Annotated in this window: 20 protein-coding genes, 1 tRNA gene and 2 pseudogenes; 11 read left to right on the top strand and 12 right to left on the bottom strand. The window is 64.2% G+C overall.

The genetic code is table 11. From position 1 onward, the window contains the following. The first annotated feature begins 141 nt into the window (after window positions 1-141). The gene (locus tag LC060_RS13240) at window positions 142-2,097 is read left to right on the top strand and encodes a putative bifunctional diguanylate cyclase/phosphodiesterase (RefSeq protein WP_226636251.1); all 1,956 of its coding nucleotides are present in this window, start codon (window positions 142-144) and stop codon (window positions 2,095-2,097) included. A 15-nt stretch (window positions 2,098-2,112) separates the two neighbouring features. Here the strand turns inward: LC060_RS13240 and LC060_RS13245 are convergent, their stop codons facing one another. Continuing rightward, on the bottom strand, window positions 2,113-2,880 hold the full coding sequence (locus LC060_RS13245; protein ID WP_226636253.1) for an energy transducer TonB: 768 nt from the start codon (window positions 2,878-2,880) through the stop codon (window positions 2,113-2,115). Window positions 2,881-3,003: 123 nt separating this feature from the next. Then, complete coding sequence (locus LC060_RS13250; protein ID WP_226636255.1) at window positions 3,004-4,020, bottom strand: polyprenyl synthetase family protein; 1,017 nt, start codon at window positions 4,018-4,020, stop codon at window positions 3,004-3,006. Window positions 4,021-4,129: 109 nt separating this feature from the next. Here LC060_RS13250 and LC060_RS13255 point away from each other — a divergent pair, with 109 nt between their 5' ends. Further along, window positions 4,130-4,429: a chorismate mutase gene (locus LC060_RS13255; protein WP_226636256.1), complete on the top strand. Its 300-nt coding sequence runs from the start codon at window positions 4,130-4,132 to the stop codon at window positions 4,427-4,429. A gap of 109 nt (window positions 4,430-4,538) precedes the next feature. Here LC060_RS13255 and LC060_RS13260 read toward each other — a convergent pair whose 3' ends face one another. From LC060_RS13260 to LC060_RS13275, 4 genes are all read right to left on the bottom strand, one after another. Beyond that, a complete protein-coding gene (locus tag LC060_RS13260; protein WP_039394598.1) occupies window positions 4,539-4,742 on the bottom strand; it encodes a hypothetical protein in 204 nt (67 codons plus the stop codon). A 145-nt stretch (window positions 4,743-4,887) separates the two neighbouring features. Then, on the bottom strand, window positions 4,888-6,213 hold the full coding sequence (locus tag LC060_RS13265; protein ID WP_226636556.1) for a sensor histidine kinase: 1,326 nt from the start codon (window positions 6,211-6,213) through the stop codon (window positions 4,888-4,890). Between the two features lie 88 nt (window positions 6,214-6,301). Then, a complete protein-coding gene (locus LC060_RS13270) occupies window positions 6,302-6,979 on the bottom strand; it encodes a response regulator transcription factor (protein ID WP_226636265.1) in 678 nt (225 codons plus the stop codon). A 123-nt stretch (window positions 6,980-7,102) separates the two neighbouring features. Then, the gene (locus tag LC060_RS13275; RefSeq protein ID WP_226636267.1) at window positions 7,103-7,426 is read right to left on the bottom strand and encodes a PepSY domain-containing protein; all 324 of its coding nucleotides are present in this window, start codon (window positions 7,424-7,426) and stop codon (window positions 7,103-7,105) included. Between the two features lie 169 nt (window positions 7,427-7,595). Here LC060_RS13275 and LC060_RS21135 point away from each other — a divergent pair. From LC060_RS21135 to LC060_RS13290, 5 genes and pseudogenes are all read left to right on the top strand, one after another. Beyond that, window positions 7,596-7,979, top strand: a pseudogene (locus tag LC060_RS21135) (ATP-binding cassette domain-containing protein); the annotation flags it as partial. Window positions 7,980-8,519: 540 nt separating this feature from the next. Then, window positions 8,520-8,843: pseudogene (locus tag LC060_RS21140) on the top strand (ATP-binding cassette domain-containing protein); the annotation flags it as partial. 3 nt (window positions 8,844-8,846) lie between these two features. Then, window positions 8,847-9,392, top strand: a complete 546-nt coding sequence (locus LC060_RS21145) for a hypothetical protein (protein WP_413465120.1) — start codon at window positions 8,847-8,849, stop codon at window positions 9,390-9,392. Window positions 9,393-9,464: 72 nt separating this feature from the next. Continuing rightward, on the top strand, window positions 9,465-10,061 hold the full coding sequence (locus tag LC060_RS13285; protein ID WP_226636270.1) for a helix-turn-helix domain-containing protein: 597 nt from the start codon (window positions 9,465-9,467) through the stop codon (window positions 10,059-10,061). Between the two features lie 30 nt (window positions 10,062-10,091). Next, the gene (locus LC060_RS13290) at window positions 10,092-11,300 is read left to right on the top strand and encodes a glycosyltransferase (RefSeq protein WP_226636272.1); all 1,209 of its coding nucleotides are present in this window, start codon (window positions 10,092-10,094) and stop codon (window positions 11,298-11,300) included. Between the two features lie 45 nt (window positions 11,301-11,345). On the opposite strand, the gene LC060_RS13295 is transcribed toward LC060_RS13290, so the two are convergent. From LC060_RS13295 to yajC, 4 genes are all read right to left on the bottom strand, one after another. Then, on the bottom strand, window positions 11,346-11,933 hold the full coding sequence (locus tag LC060_RS13295) for a DUF502 domain-containing protein (RefSeq protein WP_226636274.1): 588 nt from the start codon (window positions 11,931-11,933) through the stop codon (window positions 11,346-11,348). A 241-nt stretch (window positions 11,934-12,174) separates the two neighbouring features. Continuing rightward, a complete protein-coding gene (secF, locus tag LC060_RS13300) occupies window positions 12,175-13,161 on the bottom strand; it encodes a protein translocase subunit SecF (protein ID WP_226636276.1) in 987 nt (328 codons plus the stop codon). Window positions 13,162-13,172: 11 nt separating this feature from the next. Continuing rightward, window positions 13,173-14,780, bottom strand: coding sequence for a protein translocase subunit SecD (gene secD, locus LC060_RS13305; RefSeq protein ID WP_226636278.1), 1,608 nt, complete (start codon window positions 14,778-14,780; stop codon window positions 13,173-13,175). A gap of 79 nt (window positions 14,781-14,859) precedes the next feature. Then, the gene (yajC, locus tag LC060_RS13310; protein ID WP_226636280.1) at window positions 14,860-15,192 is read right to left on the bottom strand and encodes a preprotein translocase subunit YajC; all 333 of its coding nucleotides are present in this window, start codon (window positions 15,190-15,192) and stop codon (window positions 14,860-14,862) included. Window positions 15,193-15,502: 310 nt separating this feature from the next. On the opposite strand from yajC, the gene LC060_RS13315 reads away from it, so the two are divergent. Further along, window positions 15,503-15,579 (top strand) — tRNA-Pro (locus LC060_RS13315). A gap of 517 nt (window positions 15,580-16,096) precedes the next feature. Then, window positions 16,097-16,534 carry a type II 3-dehydroquinate dehydratase gene (aroQ, locus tag LC060_RS13320; protein ID WP_226636282.1) on the top strand — a complete coding sequence of 146 codons (438 nt, stop codon included), beginning with the start codon at window positions 16,097-16,099 and terminating at the stop codon, window positions 16,532-16,534. Here the strand turns inward: aroQ and LC060_RS13325 are convergent. Next, window positions 16,498-17,028, bottom strand: coding sequence for a hypothetical protein (locus LC060_RS13325; protein ID WP_226636284.1), 531 nt, complete (start codon window positions 17,026-17,028; stop codon window positions 16,498-16,500). The genes aroQ and LC060_RS13325 overlap by 37 nt on opposite strands. 10 nt (window positions 17,029-17,038) lie before the next feature. Then, on the bottom strand, window positions 17,039-17,506 hold the full coding sequence (locus tag LC060_RS13330) for an Lrp/AsnC family transcriptional regulator (protein WP_148625892.1): 468 nt from the start codon (window positions 17,504-17,506) through the stop codon (window positions 17,039-17,041). A 258-nt stretch (window positions 17,507-17,764) separates the two neighbouring features. Between LC060_RS13330 and LC060_RS13335 the strand changes: the two genes are divergently transcribed. Both LC060_RS13335 and LC060_RS13340 read left to right on the top strand, forming a co-directional pair. Next, on the top strand, window positions 17,765-19,798 hold the full coding sequence (locus LC060_RS13335; protein WP_226636285.1) for a sensor histidine kinase: 2,034 nt from the start codon (window positions 17,765-17,767) through the stop codon (window positions 19,796-19,798). A gap of 52 nt (window positions 19,799-19,850) precedes the next feature. Next, window positions 19,851-20,858, top strand: coding sequence for a polysaccharide deacetylase family protein (locus LC060_RS13340; protein ID WP_226636286.1), 1,008 nt, complete (start codon window positions 19,851-19,853; stop codon window positions 20,856-20,858). Window positions 20,859-20,907: the final 49 nt, after the last annotated feature.

Consider the following 20,907-nt stretch of genomic DNA (forward strand, 5'->3'; position numbering starts at 1 on the left):
TTCACGCGATCTGCGCAACAATACGCAAGTTATATGGTTAAATGCATGAAACATCGTAGAAGGAAGGACCTGTCTCATTTTCCGGCACGTGTACATTTCGTCAATCATTGTCCGTTAGCCATGCCTGCGGAGACTTCGGATTTGCAGCAAGAGAATAGCCCTCGCCTGAACACCGCGAAAGCCGGTCAGCATCCGCTGGTTGTCGCGCAGTATCTGCGGCTGCGCCAGCAGATCCCGGCTCTCTACGGGCTTCTGTCCGCCAATACCACGATTCTGGCCTATACCCATCGCCACGTGGCCCCTGCGCTACTCGCAATCGCGATTCCCGCGGTTCTGGTCGGCATTTCGCTCATGCGCATGGTGATCTGGATCCGGCCGGTCAAGGCGGAATCCTTCGTCCCCAGCCTGGTAACGGCCAAGCTCCATGCAACGACGCGCCTGTCCTTTGTGTTCTCGCTCGCCTTCGTATTCTGGGCCTTCACGCTCGACCTCTATGGCGGACCTTATGAACACGGACATGTCACGATCTTCGTGGCCGTGACCCTGCTCGGCTGCGTCTATTGCCTCAGCTTCCTGCCGCAGGCCGCCGAGGCGGTCTGCGTGACGGGCACGTTGTCCTTCCTCGTCCACGCGCTCTACGTCGGAACCGAAGTCTACATCGCAATCGCCATCAATCTGGCGCTCGTGGCCGTCGTCATCCTGAAACTGACCCGCAATTCCTACAACGCCTTCGTGGAGCTGGAAGTCTCGCAGCGTGCGCTCAACAGCGAACGTCGCCAGGCCCAGTCGCTGGGTGAAGAGAACGCCTATCTCGCCCAGACCGACGCTCTGACCGGTCTTCCCAATCGCCGCTACTTCTTCACCGCCCTCGAGAAGCTCCTCGCCGGTTCGCCGCGCGAGCGTCCGTTTTGCGTCGGGCTGCTCGACCTCGACCGCTTCAAGCCGGTCAACGACACCTATGGCCATGCCAACGGCGATCGCCTGCTCTCCATTCTGGGCCAGAGAATGGTCGAGGCCGCGCCCGCCGACACCATCCTTGCCCGGCTCGGCGGTGACGAATTCGGGCTCATCGTCATCGGCGACCTCCAGCAAGCCGAAGCCGTCGCCCAGCGCCTTGCCGAGGAGATCGCCAAGCCCGGACAACTTGGCGACGTGGTCGTGTCTGTCGGCTGCTCTGTCGGCCTTGCCTCCTATCCCGAAGCGGCGACAACGGCCAACCTGCTGTTCGACCGCGCCGACTTCGCGCTCTACCACGCCAAGAACCACAAGCGCGGCCAATGCGTGCGTTTTACCGAGGAACTGGAGGCCCTGATCCGCTCGGAGCAGACGCTCGATACCGCGCTCCAGGCCGCTGATCTCGACGCCGAACTCTCGCTCGCCTTTCAACCGATCGTCGATACGACGAACCTGCGCTTCGTTGGCGTCGAGTGTCTCGCCCGCTGGACCTCCCCGCTCATCGGCGAGGTATCGCCCGAACAGCTCATCGCCACAGGCGAGCGCCTCGGACGCGCGCGCGACGTCACCCTGATCCTGTTCGACAAGGCGTTGCAGGCGATGGGCGCAGTTCCCGAAAACCTGCGCATGTCCTTCAATCTGTCCGGCCACGACTTGTCGGACCCGAGCACGATTGCCGGGCTCCTCGACCGGATCGAGGGAATGACCTGCTCGCCCAAGCGCCTTCTTTTCGAGATCACCGAGACTTCGCTCATCACCGAACTCGAACGCGCCCGCAGCGCGCTTGGCCGTCTTCACGCGACCGGGGCCAAGATCGCGCTCGACGATTTCGGCACGGGTTATTCCAGCTTGTCCTCGCTCCACCAGTTGCCGCTCGATGTGCTCAAGATCGACCGCAGCTTTGCCTCACAGCTCGACGAGGCGGCAGGACGGCGGCTGATCACGGCGATCCGCAACCTTGCCCGCTCCCTCGACCTGGAATGCGTGATCGAGGGTATCGAGACAGACAACCAACTCATCAGCGCGCGCCTCGCCGGATTCCCGCTTGCGCAAGGCTATCTGATTGCGCGCCCCATGCCGCTTGCAGCTCTCTTGCACCGGATGGAATTGGGCAACAGCGTGCACACGCAGCTGGCCCAGTAGCAGGATTTCTTGGGCCTAGAGCCTGCGGATACCGTAGTCGATGCGGATCCGCACCCAGGTGCCCAATTGGGGTTTCCCGTTGATCTGAGGCGGCTTTACACGGAACTGCCAGGCTGCGTTGAGGACCGCGAGCCCGAAGCCCGAGCCCCGCGGCGATTCGCCCAGAATCTGGCAATTCTCGACCCTGTAGTCGGCGATGGTCTGGCAGGCGATGAGACCATATCCCTCATCGGGCCGCTGCGCAGGGAGATAGCTGGCGAGTTCGGCATTGGTCGGCCTTCGGTACCAATCGGCGTTGTAGAGGACGGCACCGCCCGGCCCCTCACCCGGCCCGTAGGTCTTGCCCCCTCCCGCTTCGTTTCCGGTCGTCGGCGCCGGTGCGCTCATCTTGCCGATATCAGCGGCGGCCATGTCCGTGCTCGACATCTTGAGCCAGGAATAGGCAGGCTTGGGCTGCGGTGCAGTCGGAGCCTTTTCCGGCGGCACTTCGACCGGCTCGACGAAGCGCTCGGGCACTTCGCGTTCGGCGGGCTTTTCCTCCTCTTCGGCCTCTTCCTGCTTTTCCTCAGCGGCCTTGTCGCCCTTGTCCTGCTGCTCTCCCTCGACATCGAAGCTCGTCACCGTGGGTGCGGCATCGTCAAGACGCGGCGCAATCTGGGTCTGGTAGATCGCCGCGAGCAGAACGAGCACGACGATACCCGCCGACAGCGACGCCGAAAGGGCGCGCTGGCGCGCGGAACCGGAGCGGTAACCGGTATGGGAAAGTGCCGAGACGTCTCGCATCACGGCCTGCCTTAGCCGTCTGCCAAGACCGCTGCAATTGCCGTGGCCGCGCAAATCGTGCGTTACGCCGCCCTCACCGGGCGAATAACGCTATACATTTGATATCAGGCGACGATCCGCCCCTCAGTAGCGGCGAGCGACCGCGAACTGGACAGCTTCGGCCATGGCGTCGCGCGCCGCGCCCGACGGGAAGATCGACAGCGCATCGATCGCACGCTGCGCGTACATGCGCGCCCGCTCGCGCGTGGCTTCGACACAGCCGTGCTTGTTGATGAGCGTAATCGCATGGGCGAGATCCTCGTCATCGCAGCGGAAGCCCGCGATGGCGTCTTCCCAGAACTTGCGCTCCTCGGCGTTGCCGCGTGCATAGGCCAGGATCACCGGCAGGGTCATCTTGCCCTCACGGAAATCATCGCCCTTGTCCTTGCCCGATTCGGCCGCTTCGGAATCGTAGTCGATGGCATCGTCCACCAGCTGGAACGCGATCCCCAGGTTGCGGCCGTAGGAATCGAGCGCCAGTTCCTCGGCCTCGCCCTTCTCGGCGATCACCGCCGAAATGCGCGTGGCCGCAGCGAAGAGCGCCGCCGTCTTGGAGCCAATGATGTCGAGGTAATGGTCCTCGCTTGTCTCGATCCGGCGCTGGGCTGTCAGCTGGTCGACTTCGCCCTCGGCGATGATCGAACTTGCCGTGGAGAGGATCTTGAGAACCTTGAGGCTGCCGTCCTCAACCATCAGCTCGAACGAGCGGGTGAACAGGAAATCACCCACCAGCACCGTTGCGGGATTGCCAAAGACGATGTTGGCCGCCGCCTTGCCGCGGCGCGTTTCCGAACCGTCAACGACGTCGTCGTGCAGGAGGGTGGCGGTGTGGATGAATTCCACGGCGGCCGCCAGCTTGTGGTGGCGCGTGCCCTGGTAGCCGCACAGCTCGGCCCCTGCGACCGTCAGCATCGGCCGCATGCGCTTGCCGCCGCCGGCAATCAGATGCCCGGCAAGCGCCGGAATCAGGGGGATCTCGCTCTGCATCCGGTCAAGGATGACAGCGTTGACGCTGTTCATGCCCGGCGCCGTCAGCGCCAGCATGGGAGCGAGGGAAGGCTGCGACCCGCGTTCCCGCAAGGATATGACTTCTGCACTCATCGGGGGCGCAATGGGGGCTCGCGCGCTCTGACGCAAGTGCAAAAAGGACGCCTTCGGCTCCATTGCGCGACTGGCCGAGGGGGAAAAGCCATGCTAGCGCGCCCAGACGATGACACAGGATACGCCCGCCTCCGATCCGGTTCTTGCCGGCTTTCGTTCGAGCATCGACAATATCGATGCTGCCCTCATTCACATGCTGGCCGAGCGTTTTCGGATCACGCAGGCGGTCGGCGCCTACAAGGCCGAGCACGACCTGCCCGCCTCCGACCCCGGCCGCGAGCAGATCCAGATCGATCGTCTGCGCAAGCTCGCAGAGGATGCGAACCTGGACCCGGACTTCGGCGAGAAGTTCCTGCGCTTCATCATCCAGGAAGTGATCCGCCATCACGAGCGCGCCAAGAACGCCTGATCTCACGCACACCTTGCCCGCATACGAAAAAAGCCGTCGCATTGCGCGACGGCTTTTTTCGTATGCGAACGGCGCCGCGTCACGCGGCGACCGAACCAAGCCGAAAGGCTTACTCCGGAACGTATTCCTGGAGCTTGGCCATGAGGGTCTGGATGCGCAAGGCCGCATCGTTGAAGGTCTTTACTTCCGAGCGGTTGCCGGTCGATTCGGCTTCCTTGGAGGATTCCAGGTAACCTTCAAGGTCCACTTCCAGGGCGTCGACCAGCATGGCGACTTCGTCCGTGGTCAGCGTCAGGGTGATGTCTTCGTTCATGTCGGCTCCTCGCCTTGTCGCATGAGAAATGGGAATGTCGGTATGGGGGCCGACATAGACCTTCGCGCCCACGCTGCAACCGTTACCGGGCCACCTTTCCCCCAAAGCGCTTGGCCCTGCGAAAGGTTGCTGCTCACACCGTCCCTTACACCGCCGCGCGCGGGAGCCGCAGCTTTACCAGCAGACCGCCCAAGTCTTCGCTTTCGGCCAGTTCGACCGAGCCGCCGTAGATCTCCACGACATCGCGCACGATGGCAAGACCAAGGCCAGTGCCGGGCTTGCCGGTATCCAGACGCGCGCCGCGATCAAAGATGCGCGGACGCTCGGCCTCCGGGATGCCCATGCCATCGTCCTCGATCCAGATTTCGCACAGCCCCGGGCGAGGATCGGCCCCTGGCGGATCGACCGTCACGAAGACGCTACCGCCCCCGTACTTCGCCGCGTTCTCGATAAGATTGCCAAGAAGTTCCTCAAGGTCCTGCTTTTCCAGCGCGACCGTGGCGCCCTTGTCGCCATCGAGATCGAAGCGGGTCGTGTCGTAGAGCCGCTCAACCGCACGGAACACCGCTTCCAGGCTGGGCCACACCTCGGCGCGCGACATGCCCGCCGCGCGCCGTCCCACCGCACGGGCGCGGGCCAGGTGGTGGTCGACGTGACGACGCATGTTGGCCACCTCGCGGATCACCGTCTTGTCGAGATCGGGATCCTGCGCCGAGGCCGCGTTGGTGACCACTGTCAGCGGCGTCTTGAGGGCATGGGCCAGATTGCCCGCATGGGTGCGCGCCTCTTCGGCCTGATTCTCGGTGTGGGCGAGCAGCGCATTGAGCTCTTCGACCAGCGGGGCGACTTCCTTGGGCAGCGGATCGCTCACGCGCGCCACGCCGGTCGTGCGCAGTTTCTGAATGGCGCGGCGCACATGGCGCAAGGGGAACAGACCGTACCAGGTCTGGAGGCCCGCCATGAGCAGGAGGCCAACCCCCAGCACCGCGAAACTGTAGATGAGGATCGAGCGGAAGGTCTTGATCTGCTCGTCCAGTTCCTCGCGGCTCGCGGCCACGGTGAACATCCACTCGGCATCGCTGCCGGGCAGGATGATCGAGCGCTCCATCACCCGCAGCGGTTCGCCCTGGAACTGGTCGGAATTGTAGACGTGGGGCTGCGCGTCATAGTGATCGGCCGGGACATCCAGCGTCAGATCCCACAAGGAGCGCGAGGAAAAGTCCTCATGCCCCTTGGCGCGAATTTGCCAGTACAGGCCCGAATTGGGTTCGAGAAAGCGCTGGTCGCCCAGCGGCCGGTTGAAATAGACCTCGCCATCGGGCGCGATCTCGGCCGAGCCGATCATGCCCAGCAGCATGTAGCTGAGCTGCTCGTCGAAATTGCGCGTGACGAGCCCCGCCAGCGCACTGTCGAGCGCGAAACCACCCAGCAGCAGCAGGATCGAGATCCAGCCTGCCGCGATCAGCATCATGCGCCGCGCGAGCGAGCCGGTATTGGCCGGCGTGTCCTGTGCAGGCACCGGCCCGCGCGCGCTGGTCACCCTCGCGTCTCCCGACGGCTCAGGCCCGGGTCGGCTCTGCGGGATCGTCGAGGCTGTACCCAAGGCCACGGATCGTGGTGATGACGTCGGACCCGAGCTTCTTGCGGATGCGCGTCACGAAGACCTCGATCGTGTTCGAATCGCGGTCGAAATCCTGATCGTAGATATGCTCGATCAGTTCGGTGCGGCTGACCACCTTGCCCTTGTGGTGCATCAGATAGGACAGCAGCTTGTACTCCTGCGCGGTGAGCTTGACCGGCTCGCCGGCCAGCGTCACGCGACCCGAGCGCGTGTCGAGGCGCACGTCCCCTGCGGTCAGTTCGCTGGAGGTATTGCCCGAGGCACGGCGGATCAACGCGCGCAGCCGCGCGATAAGCTCCTCGGTCTGGAACGGCTTGGCGAGGTAGTCGTCCGCGCCCGCGTCGAGCCCGGCGACCTTGTCCGACCACGAATCGCGTGCCGTCAGTACCAGCACCGGGAAGCTGCGCCCTTCCTTGCGCCACATGCCAAGCACGGTCAGCCCGTCGATCTCGGGCAGGCCGAGATCGAGAATGACCGCGTCATAATCCTCGGTCGAGCCGAGGAAATGGCCATCTTCACCGTCGACCGAAAGATCGACGGCATAGCCGTTCTGCTCCAGCGTGGACTTGAGCTGGTTGCCGAGTGTGGGTTCATCCTCGACGATCAGGATGCGCAATTCTGGTCCTCCCTCTAAGGTCCCATGCGAGATGGGTGCAAAGCTGTGCAGCGTCAAGCGACGGGATCGCGGGAGGTTCCCGCGACGCGCGCCCGGCGGGCCGCGATCGCGACGCTGCCGGGCTCAGTTCGACTGGCCGATGATCCGACCCGTACGCGCGTCGACATCGACATAGTAGACTTTGCCGTTCTCGATGAATTTAAGGCGGTACGCCATGGCGGCAGGATCGTATTCCGGGCCGATGTACTGCATCCCGCTCATGCGCGGCAGGACGATTTTCTCGATCTGCCGACTGGACAGGATATTGCCCGCCCGGCGCTCCTTGCGCACCTGGCCCTGCTCACCGTTTTGAGCCTCGGCCCGAGCCGGGAGCGCAGCCGCGGCGCCAACCGAGAGAGTCAGGACCATCGCGGCCACCGCTGTGGAAGAAAAGCTACGATATTTCATTATGGTCTGGTTGCCTAAGCCAGAGGGATTGAACAAGCCCTGAATGCCCGATGTGCCACGCAACGGGCTAAGTGTTGTCCATTCGCGACAGGTCATGCCGCCGCGACCGGGCCTCCCCCTCCAAGGACGCTTGCCAGCCCCTGCCCTGCGCCTGTAGGGCGCTGGCATTATGGCAACTGCACCTATTCTCAGCTGGGAAGGCCTCGGCCTGATCCAGGGCACCGGCTGGCTCTTCCAGGATCTCGACATCAACATCGCCCAGCGCGACCGCCTCGCGCTGATCGGTCGCAACGGCGCGGGCAAGACGACGCTGCTCAAGCTGATCGCAGGGATCGTCGAGGCGGACGCGGGCAAGCGCTCGATCCAGCCCGGCACGCGCGTCGTCACGCTGGAGCAGGATCCCTTCTTCACCGGCTATGCCACGCTACTCGACTTTGCGATCCACGGCGAGGACGGCCCGCAGCCCCACGAGGTGGAAGCGATTGCCGACCAGCTCGGCATCGATCTCTCGCGCGAGGCCAAGAGCGCATCGGGCGGTGAGCGCCGCCGCGCCGCGCTGTGCCGCGCGCTCGCCTCCGAGCCCGACCTGCTGCTGCTCGACGAGCCGACCAACCACCTGGACCTTGCCGCCATCGAATGGCTCGAAGGCTGGCTCCAGCGCTACAAGGGCGCCTTCGTCGTCATCAGCCATGACCGTACGTTCCTCACCCGCCTGACCAAGGCAACGCTGTGGCTCGACCGCGGCTCGATCCGCCGCAAGGAAGTGGGCTTCGGCGGCTTCGAGGCGTGGGAAGAGGAAGTCCAGAAGGAAGAGACCCGCGCGGCCGAAAAGCTCGACGCCAAGCTCAAGATCGAGGCGCACTGGCTGGAGCGCGGCGTCACCGCACGGCGCAAGCGCAACCAGGGCCGTCTTGCCAAACTCTGGGAAATGCGCGCCCAGCGCGCCGCGATGATGGGCCCGCAGGGTACCGCCAAGCTGGGCGTTTCGGGCGATGGTTCCAAGACCAAGTCGGTGATCGTCGCCGAACACGTCACCAAGCGCTTTGGCGAAGGCGAGAATGAACGCACCGTCATCAAGGACTTTTCCCTGCGCATCCAGCGCGGCGACCGCATCGGCATCGTCGGCTCGAACGGATCGGGCAAGTCGACCCTGCTCAAGATCCTGACCGGCGAACTTCAACCCGACGAGGGTACGGTCACGCAGGCCCAGACAATGACATCCATCGTGCTCGACCAGCAGCGCTCGTTCCTCAAGCCCGAGATGCAGCTGCGCGACGTGATCGCCGAGGGCAGCGACTGGGTCGACGTGCGCGGCGTGCGCAAGCACGTGCAGGGCTACCTCAAGGACTTCCTGTTCGATCCCTCGCTGATCGATGCCAAGGTCGGCACCCTTTCGGGCGGCGAGCAATCGCGCCTCCTCATGGCGCGCGAGTTCGCCCGCCCCTCGAACCTCCTCGTGCTCGACGAGCCGACCAACGACCTTGACCTCGAGACCCTCGACCTCCTTCAGGAAGTGATCTCGGACTACGAGGGCACCGTGCTCATCGTGAGCCACGACCGTGACTTCCTCGACCGCACCGTCAACCTGACGCTGGGGCTCGACGGCAGCGGCCACATCGACGTGATCGCGGGCGGTTATGCCGACTGGGAAGCCAAGCGGCGCGAGAGGACCTCGGCCGGCAAGGTAAAGGCCAAGGGAGAGGAGGCCGCGCCCCCTCCCCCGCCCAAGCCCAAGAGCACCAAGCTCTCCTACAAGGACCAGCGCGACTACGACCTGCTGCCCGGGCGGATAGAGGAACTGGAAGCGGCGATCGAACGCGACGAAGCCACGCTCGCCGACCCGGACCTCTATACGAAGAACCCGGACAAGTTCGCCGCGCTGACCAAGGCCATCGAAAAGGCCCAGGCCGAAAAGGAAGCCGCCGAGGAGCGCTGGCTGGAACTCGCCGAACAGGTCGAGGGCTGACAGAACTTGCCAAATCGGTAATTTGCGAGGAAAGTAGCAAGCCAATCCGGTTATCCGCAGGCCCCGCTTTCCATGCTCGATCGAATCCGCGCCATCCGCCAGCAAAAGGGCATGACCTTGGCTGATGTCGCTGCGGCCTGTTCGCCGCCCACCACCGCCCAGACCATCGGGCGCCTTGAGACCGGCGCGCGCACGCTTTCGCTCGACTGGATGAACCGCATCGCCGCGGCGCTCGGGGTCGAAGCCGGCAGTCTCCTGCGCGCAGAGGCAGCAAGCCCTGCCCGCATGGTCGCCAGCCATGGCCCAACGGGCCTGCGCCCGCTGACCGTCCCTCACGACGTCCTTCCCCACAGCGAAATCGATCCGCTTGCCCACTGGGTGGTTCTGGGCATCGAAGTCGCCGCCGGCGACTACCGCGCGGGCGATCAGATATGGATGCGCCATCTCGATGCGGCCGCACTCATCGCGGCCACATCGCATCTCATCAATCGCGAAGCCCTGGTCCCCTTGCCCGGTGGACGCGTTTCCTTCGGGCGAATCGTAAGTATTTCAAAGGATGAGGAACGAAGCCTCGTCACGCTGCTTCCTTCCCTTGCCCGGCGCCCGCCTCTTCGCATCGAGGATCCGGAATGGATCGCGCTGGCCGAAACACTCGTGCGCGCCCTCTGAGCGAGCGCGCACCGCAAACGAGGCAATGACATGCGCGTTCTCTCGATAGCCACGCTGTTCCCCAATGCGGTCAAGCCCGGCTTCGGTATCTTCGTGGCCAACCAGATGCGCGCGGTCGCCGCGCGCGGCGATGTCGACCTCGTCATGGTCAGCCCGCTGGGCATCCCACCCTGGCCTCTATCCACGCGCGCCCCCTACAAGGCCCTGAAGGACCTTCCCGAAGAGAGCGACGCCGCTGGCATCCCGACTTACTACCCACGCTTCACCACGATCCCGAAGCTGGGTGGAGACAGTAACCCTGGCCGAATCGCCAAAGCGATCCTGCCCCTCGTCCGCCGCCTGCACGAAGAAGTCCCTTTCGACCTGGTCGATGCCCAGTTTTTCTTCCCGGACGGCCCGGCTGCCGCCATTGTCGCGCGCGAACTGGGCATCCCGCTCACGATCAAGTCACGCGGCGCGGACATCCACTACTGGGGACGGCGCGATGCACCGCGCGAACAGATGCAGCAGGCGGCCGAGCAGGCCGCCGGGCTCCTCGCTGTCAGCCAGGCCCTGCGCGAGGACATGATCGCGCTCGGCATGCCCAAGGAGCGTATCGGCGTGCACTACACAGGGCTTGATCGCGAGCGCTTCCGTCCCATCGAACGCAGCGCCGCACGGACCCTGGTTTCGGCCATGCCCGGCCTCGAAATCTGGAACATCGGCCCCCTGATCGTGACCCCAGGCGCGCTCATCGCGCGCAAGGGGCAGCGGCTCGTCCTGGAAGCTCTCATCCACTTCCCCGAAGCGCGCCTGGCCTTTGCCGGCTCGGGCGAGGACGAGGCACGCCTGAGAGCCGAAGCAAAGATCCTGGGCGTCGCCGATCGCGTGCACTTCCTCGGCATGGTCAGCCACGACGTGCTGCCCCAGCTTCTGTGTGCGGCCGACGTGATGGTACTGCCCTCTGCAAGCGAGGGCTTGGCCAACGTCTGGATCGAGGCACTGGCCTCGGGCACGCCCATCGTGATCCCCGACATCGGAGGCGCGCGCGAAATCATGAAGGATCCCAGCGCAGGCCGCATCGCCGAGCGCAACCCCGATGCGATTGCCGAGGCCATCCGATCCATCCTCGCCGATCCGCCTTCGCAGGACGAAGTCGCCGCGAACGTCCATCGCTTCAGTTGGGGCAAGAACGCGGAGAACCTCGTCCAGTTCTGGAGCGATGTCCTGGAAGGACGTCCGGTTCACACAGGACGCTAGGTCTCAGGCCCCAATCAAGCGCCCTCGACCCGTCGTAGTGGGGCGTCACTGCGTGTCCGCGGCCAACTTCTTTACCCGGGCTTCGACTGAGCCAAGCCGGCTCTGGTAGGCAATCGCCTGCATCATCGTCATTTCGGCGGGCGTAACCCTCTCCGGATCCGCCAGACCAAGAGCACCTGACCAGGGATTCGGGGCTCCGGGAAAGAAGACCACGACCTGACCGTCCTCCTGCCTCTTGGTTTCGAAGGCCAACTGCGAAAAATCGTCGAGCCGGACCCACACCGGGATCAGGGTATGATCGGCCTCGTGTGAAGGCCCTCCTCCAGCCAACGATTTGAAGAACAGATAGAGCGGGATCTTGTTGAGGAGCCCTTCCTCCAGCCACTGCACCAGGCGGACCGCAGCCCGCGTCCTGGCGACCAGCCCGGCGATATAACACACCAGCACCAGGACGATGACGGAGAGAATGTCGAGGAACAGGACGTCGTTCACCGAGTCGATCTCGAAAATACCGGAAAAGAGCATCGCGAGCTTGCGCATGAAGCCCAGAGCCTTTCCGATAATCACGGCGATCACGACGAGGGGAACGAGGAAGAACGCCCCTCCAATCACAGTAGACTTGAAGAACCCCATGCCAAAATACATGCAAATACCCCCAACTCGAGGCCCGCACGATGGTCGGTTCAATTGGCACTGTCAAAGCAAACTGGCGGACAACGTTCAGTCCCGATAATAAACGCTACAGCTGCCAAACTCCTCCTCCAGCCTGGGGCCCGCGCGCGCAGGCCCAGCTCTCCCGGCCAACCCCGCCCAGAAGCCCAAAAAAAGGGGCGCCCGAAGACGCCCCTTTTCGTGTCCATCGTGACCGCACCCCTTACGGCTTGGCCGCACGCTCGCGCGCGAGACGCTCCTGGCGGTCGATGTCCGATTCGTTGGGAATGAAGCTTTCGCCCGAGACACCCAGCCAGATCAGAATCGGCGCGGCCATGTAGATCGAGCTATAGGTACCCACGAAGATACCCACCGTGATCGCCGCGACGAGACCGAACAGGCTCTCCGGGCCAAAGATCAGGAGCGGGATCAGGGCAACCAGCAGCGTGGCCGAGGTCATCACCGTACGCGCCAGCGTCTCGTTGACCGACATGTCGAGCAGTTCGGGCAGCGGCATCTTGCGGTACTTCTTCAGGTCCTCGCGGATGCGGTCGTAGACGACGATGGTGTCATTCAGCGAGTAGCCGATGATCGCCAGGATTGCCGCGATGATCTGGAGCGAGAACTCCATCTGAAACAACGCGAACATGCCCAGCGTCAGCGAGACGTCGTGGAACAACGCGAAGAGCGCGCCGACGCCGAACTGCCATTCGAAGCGCACCCAGATGTAGAGCGAGATCGCCAGCATCGCCGCGCCCAGCGCCCAGATCGCCATCTCGCGAAACTCACCCGAGACCTTGCCCGAAACGGTGCTCACGCCGTCAATGCGCACGTCGGGATAGGCGGTCGAGATGGCGCTGGTGATCTGCTTGGAGATCTGCGCCGCAGCGCCCGGATTGCCTTCGGCTTCCTCGGGCAGCTTGGAGCGGATCGAAACCTCGTTAGCTTCGCCGAAACGCTGGATCACGGGCTCGCCATAGCCAAGCCCACCGATCAGTTCGCGAAGGCTCGCGATCGGGGCCTCCTCCTGCTTGGTGAAAGTGGCCTGGATTTCCTGCCCCCCTGCGAAGTCGACGCCGTAGTTCAGGCCCTTGGTCAGGACCAGCCCCCAGCTTGCCGCAATCAGCAGGCAGGAGATTATGTAGAACGGCACCCGCCAGCGCAGGAAGTGGATGTTCGTGTTGTCAGGGACAAGTTTGATGAGGCGCATGGGATCAGCCTTCAGATGGTCAGGTCTGCGGGACGCTTCGCGCGCAGCCAACCGGCCACCCACATGCGCGTCATGGCAACGCCGGTGAAGACGCTGGTGAACAGGCCGATGATGAGAACGACCGCGAAGCCGCGCACCGGACCCGAGCCGAACGCGAAGAGCAGGACACCGGCGATGAAGTTGGTGATGTTCGCGTCATAGATCGCGCGGCTGGCTTCCTTGTAGCCATTCTCCACCGAGGTGAAGACCCGCCGCCCCCGCTTACGCTCCTCGCGGATGCGTTCGTAGATCAGCACGTTAGCGTCCACGGCCGCACCAATAGTGAGGACGAAACCGGCAATACCCGGCAGCGTCAGCGTAGTGCCGATCTGCGCCATAATGCCCAGGATCATCAGCACGTTGATGATGAGCGCGGCCGTCGCGTAAATGCCGAATCGGCCATAGGAACCGATCATCAGCACGATCACGAGCAGCGAGCCCACGCCCATGGCGATGAGGCCCTTCTTGATCGAGTCGGCGCCAAGGTCGGGACCGACAGTGCGCTCCTCGACCACGGTCAGGTCAACCGGAAGCGCGCCCGAGCGCAGGGCAATGGCCAGCTGGGTCGCCGATTCGACGCTGAAGCTGCCCGAGATCTGGGCGCTGCCTCCCAGAATCGGTTCGTTGATGCTGGGGGCCGACAGGACCTTGCCGTCAAGAATGATCGCGAAGCGCTTGCCGACGTTCTGCTGGGTCAGTTCGGCGAACTTCGCGCCGCCCTGCTGGTTGAACGTGATCGAGACGACGGGACGGTTGGTCTGCTGCTCGAACGACTGCTGCGCGTTGGTCAACTGGTCGCCCTTGATGCCGCCCAGGCGCTTGACCGCGATGGCCGAGACGCCGCCCACTTCGCTGCCTTCGGCATAGGGTACGATCTCGTCGCCCGGGGGCGCGATGCCGTTCGCCACGTCGTTGGACGCCGCATTTTCGTCGACCATCTTGAATTCAAGCTTGGCGGTCTGGCCGATCAGCTGCTTGAGCGCATCGGGATCATCAAGCCCGGGGACCTGCACGACAATACGCGCATCGCCCTGACGGATGATCGTCGGCTCACGGGTGCCCAGCGCGTCGATACGCTTGCGCACGACCTCGATGGCCGAATCCATGGCGTCCGAGACGGCCTGGTCGAGCCCTTCCTGGGTCGGCGTGAGGATGAAGCGGTTGCCATCTTCGACGCGGATGTCCCAGTCACGCTGGCCGGTCAGGCCCGCACCCGTAGTGAGATTGACCAGCTCGTCGCGCGCGGCGTCGACCTGGCTTGCGTCCTTGAGCATGAACGAGAGGCGGCCATTGGTGCGCGAGATGTCGCCGATGGCGATACGCGGGCTGGCGGCGCGGAAGCGGGCGCGCACGCTCTCTTCCATGTTCTCGATGCGCTGCTGGGCGACCTGGCCCTTCTCGGCCTCGAGGAGAATGTGGCTGCCACCGGCAAGGTCGAGGCCCAGGTTCACCTGCGCATTGGGAAGCGCAGAGGGCCACGGCGCGTTGGCCAGGGAGAACAGCGAAGGCAGGGCAAGGGCCGCGCAGATCAGCGCGACGCCCCAGAACCAGACCTTCTTCCATACGGGAAAATCGAGCATTGCCTTGTGCTTTACTCCAGGAGGACGAGGCTAGACAAAGGTGGCTGGCCCCACACAGGACCGGCCCTTGCCTGAAATATCAGTCGTTCGCAGGCTTCTTGCCGGCGGGCGGGATAACGTCGCTGATGGTGGACTTCACCGCCTTGACAACCATACCCTTGGCGAGCTCGACTTCGACGTAGTTGTCGTCGACCTTGACCACCTTGCCCACGAAGCCGCCGCCGGTGAGAACCTCATCACCGCGCTTGATCGCTTCCAGCTTGGAGCGATGCTCCTTCTGCTGCTTCATCTGCGGACGCAGGATCAGGAACCAGAAGATGAGCGCCATCGCCACAAAAGGCAGGTACTGCAGCCACGCGGGGGCGGCCCCACCCGATGCGGCGGCAAGCTGGTTGAGAATCGAGCTGTTCATGGAACCTAAGAAACCTTCTATGTCGTCGCCTCGATCACCCGCGCGCTTCGCAGGCCAGCCTGTCAGGGCCGACCCGGCGCACCGGACACCGAGGCACTGCCCTTACAGGGCTGTACCGGATGCGGGCGGTTAGCAACAAAGCGCCAAGCTGGCAACGAACCTGCCGACTCTCACCCCAACCCGCCGCGAAAGGTAGGTAGCTGACCACGCAGTTCCAAGGCCGTTTGAAGAGTTTGCGAAGAAACCTTGCCGATCATGTCGATAGAGGGTTGCGCTCCTGAAAAAGCCCGCCTATAGGGCGCCCTCCGGTCGGGACGTAGCGCAGCCTGGTAGCGCATCACACTGGGGGTGTGGGGGTCGGAGGTTCGAATCCTCTCGTCCCGACCAATTATCCAAGTCATCACGGGATGACACGAAACGGGTCGCGAAAGCGGCCCGTTTTCGTATGCGCCCAGCACGTGAGCCCCCACTGAGGGTTTCGCCGTATTCTAGGAGTTCCCGGCCCGCGAGAACGGGCCACAGAGGACAGAGGCGCGGCTACAGATCTCAGTACGAGACCCTGTCCCGCCCAATCGCGGCTCACCTTGCAGCGACTGCAGCTCGAATCACACCCAAGATTCGGACTGCGACGATGCCGAAGCCCGCCAGTCCGCGGCCAACCAGGACACCACCGAGGCCCAAGCGCTCCGTACACCTTGGAAATCCATGACCGGCGAGGCGCCTGACGGGACCCGAAACGGCGATTCGCCCCTTGCTGCAGGCATCTGACCTGACGCCTGCCCCCTGCCCGGGATGAAAGGTCCAGCACGCAATTGCGCGATGCCGACCTTGCCGCCTATGAGAGAGACCACGCGCCAACGCGGCCCACGGGCAAACGGTGCAAGTTCAAGGAAGTGCAGCCCACATGATCCCCAAGCTCATCTATGTCCTCAACGGCCCCAACCTCAACCGGCTGGGTAAGCGCGAACCCGGGATCTACGGCGCGCAGACGCTCGAGGATATCGGCGCCAGCCTGATGGAACGCGCCGAAGCGCTGGGCTGCACCATCGAGATGCGCCAGTCGAATCACGAGGGCCAGCTCGTCGACTGGCTCCACGAGGCCGAAGACAAGGGCGCGCACGCGGTCCTCTTGAACGCAGGCGCCTACACGCACACCTCGATCGCCCTTCTCGACGGCATCCGCGCGATTTCCGCGCCCGTCATCGAGGTGCACCTGTCCAATCCCCATACGCGTGAGGAATTCCGCCATGTCAGTTGGGTAGGCCAGGCCGCGAAGGGAACCATCGCGGGCTTTGGTGCGAACAGCTACCTGCTGGCGCTGGAAGCCGCCGCCGCGCTCTGAGGGCGCGGCACGCACGCCACGCGCGCACCATCGTCGGCGCGTACCGCCACGATATGGTGCACCGGAACGGCCGCATCATCACCTGCAAGGCTCGGATCTCCATCCTGCACGACCGCCACATTGCAGATCCCCGCACGAGCGAGCGCCAGCAACGTGCGCCGCATGTTATCGGGAGAGGCATTCGCCGCCATGGTTATGGCGAGAAAACGAGCCGCATCGCCCGAGGTAGCGGACGATGGCGCAAGAGTTCGGATGCGTCCTGCAAGGTCGGACAGAGGAACACTGCCCACGCGCCAGACAGCACTACCCGGATCGTATCGAGGCAGATCCTCGTCGTCGCGCGATGCAATGCGGGCGTGCCCCAGCGGAACACCCAGTTCGAAGTCCGCAACGGGCGCGGGGTTTTCGCGGGTGAACCACCAGACATTCGCGCCAATGAGAAGCAGCGCCACACTTACGAGCGCGGCGCGGCGAACCTTGCGGGAATTTGGCATGCGAAGGGGCTCAGACTTCGAGCGGAACGCCCGGAATGCTCTTCGACGTGCGGATCGTGAGCGAGGTCTTGACGCTGTCCACGTTGGGTGCGGGCGTCAGCTTGCTGGTCAGGAATTCCTGGAAGCTCTGAAGGTCGCGGCTGACGATCTTCAGTATAAAGTCGATTTCGCCGTTGAGCATGTGGCACTCGCGCACTTCGGCAAGGCCCTTCATGTGGTCCTCGAACGCCCGCAGCGCTTCTTCGGCCTGGCTCTTGAGGCTGACGAGCGCGAAGACCGTGATCGTGAAGCCGAGTTTCGAAGGGTCGAGATCGGCGTGGTAGCCCTGAATGATCCCGGCCTCCTCGAGGCTGCGCACGCGGCGCAGACACGGCGGAGCGGTCAGGCCAACGCGCTGGGCCAACTCGACGTTGGTGATCCGCCCCTCATCCTGCAACTCGGCCAGAAGCCGACGATCGATTTCATCCAGATTGATCATGTCCGAATCCCGAAATTCACCCCAGGCCTTCGCTTCAGGCCACATTGTCGACGAAAACGCACGCAAAACGACGCTTTCCTGAAATAATATTATCCCTTAGCGTAATCGTCCCGCTTTGCAACGCTTTCCCTTGGTCACTTTTGCGAAACGGTTGGTTTGCTAGGGGAAAACGATCCCGCAAATCGCCTTGCGTCGTGCTACGGGATCCGCACTAGCCCGTAACGAGACCCGCTTCCCTCGGCTCTCCCTTGGATTTGAATGCACTTCGACGATCGCCTTTCCACGGTTTTGCGCCATTCCGCGACCAGCGGAACGCTTGCGCGCATCCAGTACAGGCAGCTGATCGACATCCTGGCACAGGCCCCTTCCGGTCTCGTCACGGACCTGACCGAGGCGGGATATGCTCGCCTTGATTCGCTGGGAGCGGCGATTCGCGACACCGATCAGGCCGAACTGATTCGTCAGTCCCTGATGCGCCTTACCAATCCCCGCCTCCTTGCCCTGCTCGCCGAAGCCGGCCCCCAGGTCGCCAGCGCCGCACTCGCCAAGACCCGGTTGAGCGAAGCGTCCTGGCTTGACCTGATCCCGGCCCTGCCCGTCCATGCCCGCGGCATCCTGCGCCACCGCCGTGACCTGCCCCCACGCGTGAACGACATGCTGGAACGGCTGGGTATTGGCGACCGGGCGCTCCCTCCCATCGCGGCCGCATCAGCCACGACCGAGACGCTCGCCCCCAGCGCACAGCGATCTACGGAAGAAGCCCTCGAACCGCCGCCCCCTCAGCAAGCAGATGAACTGGGTCCGAATGCAGGACAGGCGGGCGTTCACGCCCGGGCGCTCGGCGCGGGCCGAGCTCCCTCGACCGAAGCGGAAGTCGAGGAGCTCGTCCTCACGCAATTGCTGGGGGACGAACCTCCCGCAGCGCCCGCGTTCGCTCCCCCCCCACCGGGAGCGGACAAAGGCCGACCTTCGAGCAGCGTCCCTCCGCCGCGTGATCCTGTGCCTCACGCGAACACGCGTGCCGCTGCCCCTTCCACCATCCCGACATCGCTGCGGGAATGGGCGCGCCTGCGCGCCTCAGGCCCCCTCGCCCCACCGCCACCGCCGCTCGCACCGGACGGCCCCGGCGATCCGGGGATCGGCGCAATCGTGCGCCGCATCGAGGAATTCCGTCGAAACCGCCAGAAGACCCATTCCACAGAGCCCCAGGGCGATTCGCCCCGGCTGCCTCTGGGCGATGCCATCAGCGAGACCGCGCAGGGTCCCACCACTCTCGATTTCGCCACTGATGCCCTTGGCCGGATCATCTGGGCCGATGGCCCCTTCGCCAGCGCGGTCACCGGCTTCCTTCTCCCTCTCCACGAAAGCGAACAGGAAACGATCGCAACTGCCGTCCGGCAGGGGCAGCCGATCCGGGGAGCGCGTATCCAGCTATCGGGCCCAGCCGCGATCAGTGGCGCATGGCAGGTCGATGCCGCCGCCTGCTTCGACCAGGGCACAGGACGCTTCACCGGCCATAGCGGTCGCTTGCGCCGCCCCCACCCCTCGGTGCGAGACACCGCAAACGCCAGCGCCAACGCCGAGGCGGACCGTATGCGCCAGGTTCTCCATGAACTGCGTACCCCTGCAAACGCCATTCAGGTGGCCGCCGAAATCATCCAGCAGCAACTCTACGGCCCTGCCCCGCACGAGTACCGGGCGCTCGCAGCCTCCATCGCGGGCGATTGCGCGCATATTCTGGCTGGCTTCGAGGAACTCGATCGACTGGTCAAACTGGAAACAGGCGCCTTGTCGCTCGACCCGGGGCTCTGCAACTTCGCGCTTGTCACCCATCGCACGATCCATCGGCTGGGTAGTTGGACGGGCCCACGCAACAGCGGCTTCCGCCCCTCCCCGGACCTTGCCGACGCCGAATTGCCGATCGCCCTCGAACACGACGAAGCCGAACGCCTCGTGTGGCGCCTGCTCGCCGCGCTCGCCGGCGCCTCGGCCAGCGAGGAGCGTCTCACCCTCCACTGGGCCGAAAACGGCAGCGACCTTCGCATGTGCCTGCAACTGCCCAAGGCTCTCGCCGAGCGCGAAGGCGATGCCCTCTTTGCGATCGGCGACATCGGGCGCGGACAGGCCCTGACAGCAGGCGTGTTCGGGGTCGGCTTCACCTTGCGCCTTGCCGCAGCCGAAGCCCGCAGCGCCGGGGGCGCCCTGCAGCGCATTGCCAACGAACTCGTGCTTACGTTACCCTTGGCACGGGTCAACGACCCTCGCCCCGACGTGGCGGACCTCGCCTCCTGAGAGAGGCAGACGGTCGTGCCGCGCGGCGCCGGAGACAAGGATAGAGGCAGTCGTGGCCCAACCCAACATGCTGCAGCGTCCAAGGCCGGAAAGCCGGGCCCGTTTCCACGACGACTTCGGGCAACGCTTTCTCGTGACGGTCGATACCGAAGAGGAGTTCGACTGGTCCCGCCCCCTGGACCGCGATGGCCATACTCTCCTCAGTGTTCCCGCCCTGCGCAAATTTCAGGAATTCTGCGAGGGATACGGCGTAACTCCGGTCTATCTCGTCGACTTCCCGATCGTGAACACGCCTTTGGCCGTTCAGGCCATCGGAGAGGCGGTCCGCGACGGGCGCGCCGAAATCGGCGTCCAGTTGCACCCCTGGGTCAACCCTCCGTTCGAAGAAGAGATAACCGCGTACAACAGCTTCGCAGGCAACCTCCCGCGCGAACTGGAAGAGGCCAAGCTGCAGCGGCTCAAGGCGAAGATCGAGGACGTCTTTGGCGCCAGCCCCTTGATCTACCGCGCCGGACGCTACGGCCTGGGCCCAAATACGGCCTCGATCCTGCGCGAAAGCGGGATCGCCATCGACAGTTCGGTACGGGCCCGCTTCGATTACAGCGGCGAAGGCGGTCCCAACTATCGCCATCATCCCTGCCATCCCTATTGGGTCGGCACTGATGATCCGCGCATTCTCGAACTTCCGCTGACGAGCCTCTATTGGGGCCCGCTGCGCCAGCTTGGCGACTGGATCTATCCCCGACTCTGGCGCGCACCGCGCCTGCGCGGCATGCTGGCGCGCCTGGGGCTTCTTGAACGCATCGCCCTCACCCCCGAAGGCATCACCGCACACGAGGTCATGCGCGGCATCGACATAGCCCTCGACGAGGGCATGCCCGTTCTTGTCTTTTCCTTCCACAGCCCTTCGCTCGCACCGGGCAATACCCCTTACGTGCGCGATGATGCCGAACTTGACGCCTTCTATGCCTGGTGGCGGAGCGTGTTCGACTACCTTGCCACCCGCGGCGTTTCCTCCACCAGCGTCAAGGACATCATGCGCTGCGTAGAGCTGCCCTGAGCACTTGCGGACAAAGCACGATTTTAAGCGCGCCAACGCTTGCCTAGCA

It is taken from the genome of Novosphingobium profundi (assembly GCF_020524485.1).
Classification (GTDB): Bacteria; Pseudomonadota; Alphaproteobacteria; order Sphingomonadales; family Sphingomonadaceae; genus Novosphingobium; species Novosphingobium profundi_A.

Excerpts from the sequence above, each read along its gene's own strand:
- LC060_RS13245 (WP_226636253.1), bottom strand. The coding sequence starts at position 2,880 with ATGCGAGACGTCTCGGCACTTTCCCATACCGGTTACCGCTCCGGTTCC.
- LC060_RS13250 (WP_226636255.1), bottom strand. The coding sequence starts at position 4,020 with ATGAGTGCAGAAGTCATATCCTTGCGGGAACGCGGGTCGCAGCCTTCC.
- LC060_RS13255 (WP_226636256.1), top strand. The coding sequence starts at position 4,130 with ATGACACAGGATACGCCCGCCTCCGATCCGGTTCTTGCCGGCTTTCGT.
- LC060_RS13260 (WP_039394598.1), bottom strand. The coding sequence starts at position 4,742 with ATGAACGAAGACATCACCCTGACGCTGACCACGGACGAAGTCGCCATG.
- LC060_RS13265 (WP_226636556.1), bottom strand. The coding sequence starts at position 6,213 with ATGATGCTGATCGCGGCAGGCTGGATCTCGATCCTGCTGCTGCTGGGT.
- LC060_RS13275 (WP_226636267.1), bottom strand. The coding sequence starts at position 7,426 with ATGAAATATCGTAGCTTTTCTTCCACAGCGGTGGCCGCGATGGTCCTG.
- LC060_RS21145 (WP_413465120.1), top strand. The coding sequence starts at position 8,847 with ATGGCGCGCGAGTTCGCCCGCCCCTCGAACCTCCTCGTGCTCGACGAG.
- LC060_RS13285 (WP_226636270.1), top strand. The coding sequence starts at position 9,465 with ATGCTCGATCGAATCCGCGCCATCCGCCAGCAAAAGGGCATGACCTTG.
- LC060_RS13290 (WP_226636272.1), top strand. The coding sequence starts at position 10,092 with ATGCGCGTTCTCTCGATAGCCACGCTGTTCCCCAATGCGGTCAAGCCC.
- LC060_RS13295 (WP_226636274.1), bottom strand. The coding sequence starts at position 11,933 with ATGGGGTTCTTCAAGTCTACTGTGATTGGAGGGGCGTTCTTCCTCGTT.
- secF (WP_226636276.1), bottom strand. The coding sequence starts at position 13,161 with ATGCGCCTCATCAAACTTGTCCCTGACAACACGAACATCCACTTCCTG.
- secD (WP_226636278.1), bottom strand. The coding sequence starts at position 14,780 with ATGCTCGATTTTCCCGTATGGAAGAAGGTCTGGTTCTGGGGCGTCGCG.
- yajC (WP_226636280.1), bottom strand. The coding sequence starts at position 15,192 with ATGAACAGCTCGATTCTCAACCAGCTTGCCGCCGCATCGGGTGGGGCC.
- aroQ (WP_226636282.1), top strand. The coding sequence starts at position 16,097 with ATGATCCCCAAGCTCATCTATGTCCTCAACGGCCCCAACCTCAACCGG.
- LC060_RS13325 (WP_226636284.1), bottom strand. The coding sequence starts at position 17,028 with ATGCCAAATTCCCGCAAGGTTCGCCGCGCCGCGCTCGTAAGTGTGGCG.
- LC060_RS13330 (WP_148625892.1), bottom strand. The coding sequence starts at position 17,506 with ATGATCAATCTGGATGAAATCGATCGTCGGCTTCTGGCCGAGTTGCAG.
- LC060_RS13335 (WP_226636285.1), top strand. The coding sequence starts at position 17,765 with ATGCACTTCGACGATCGCCTTTCCACGGTTTTGCGCCATTCCGCGACC.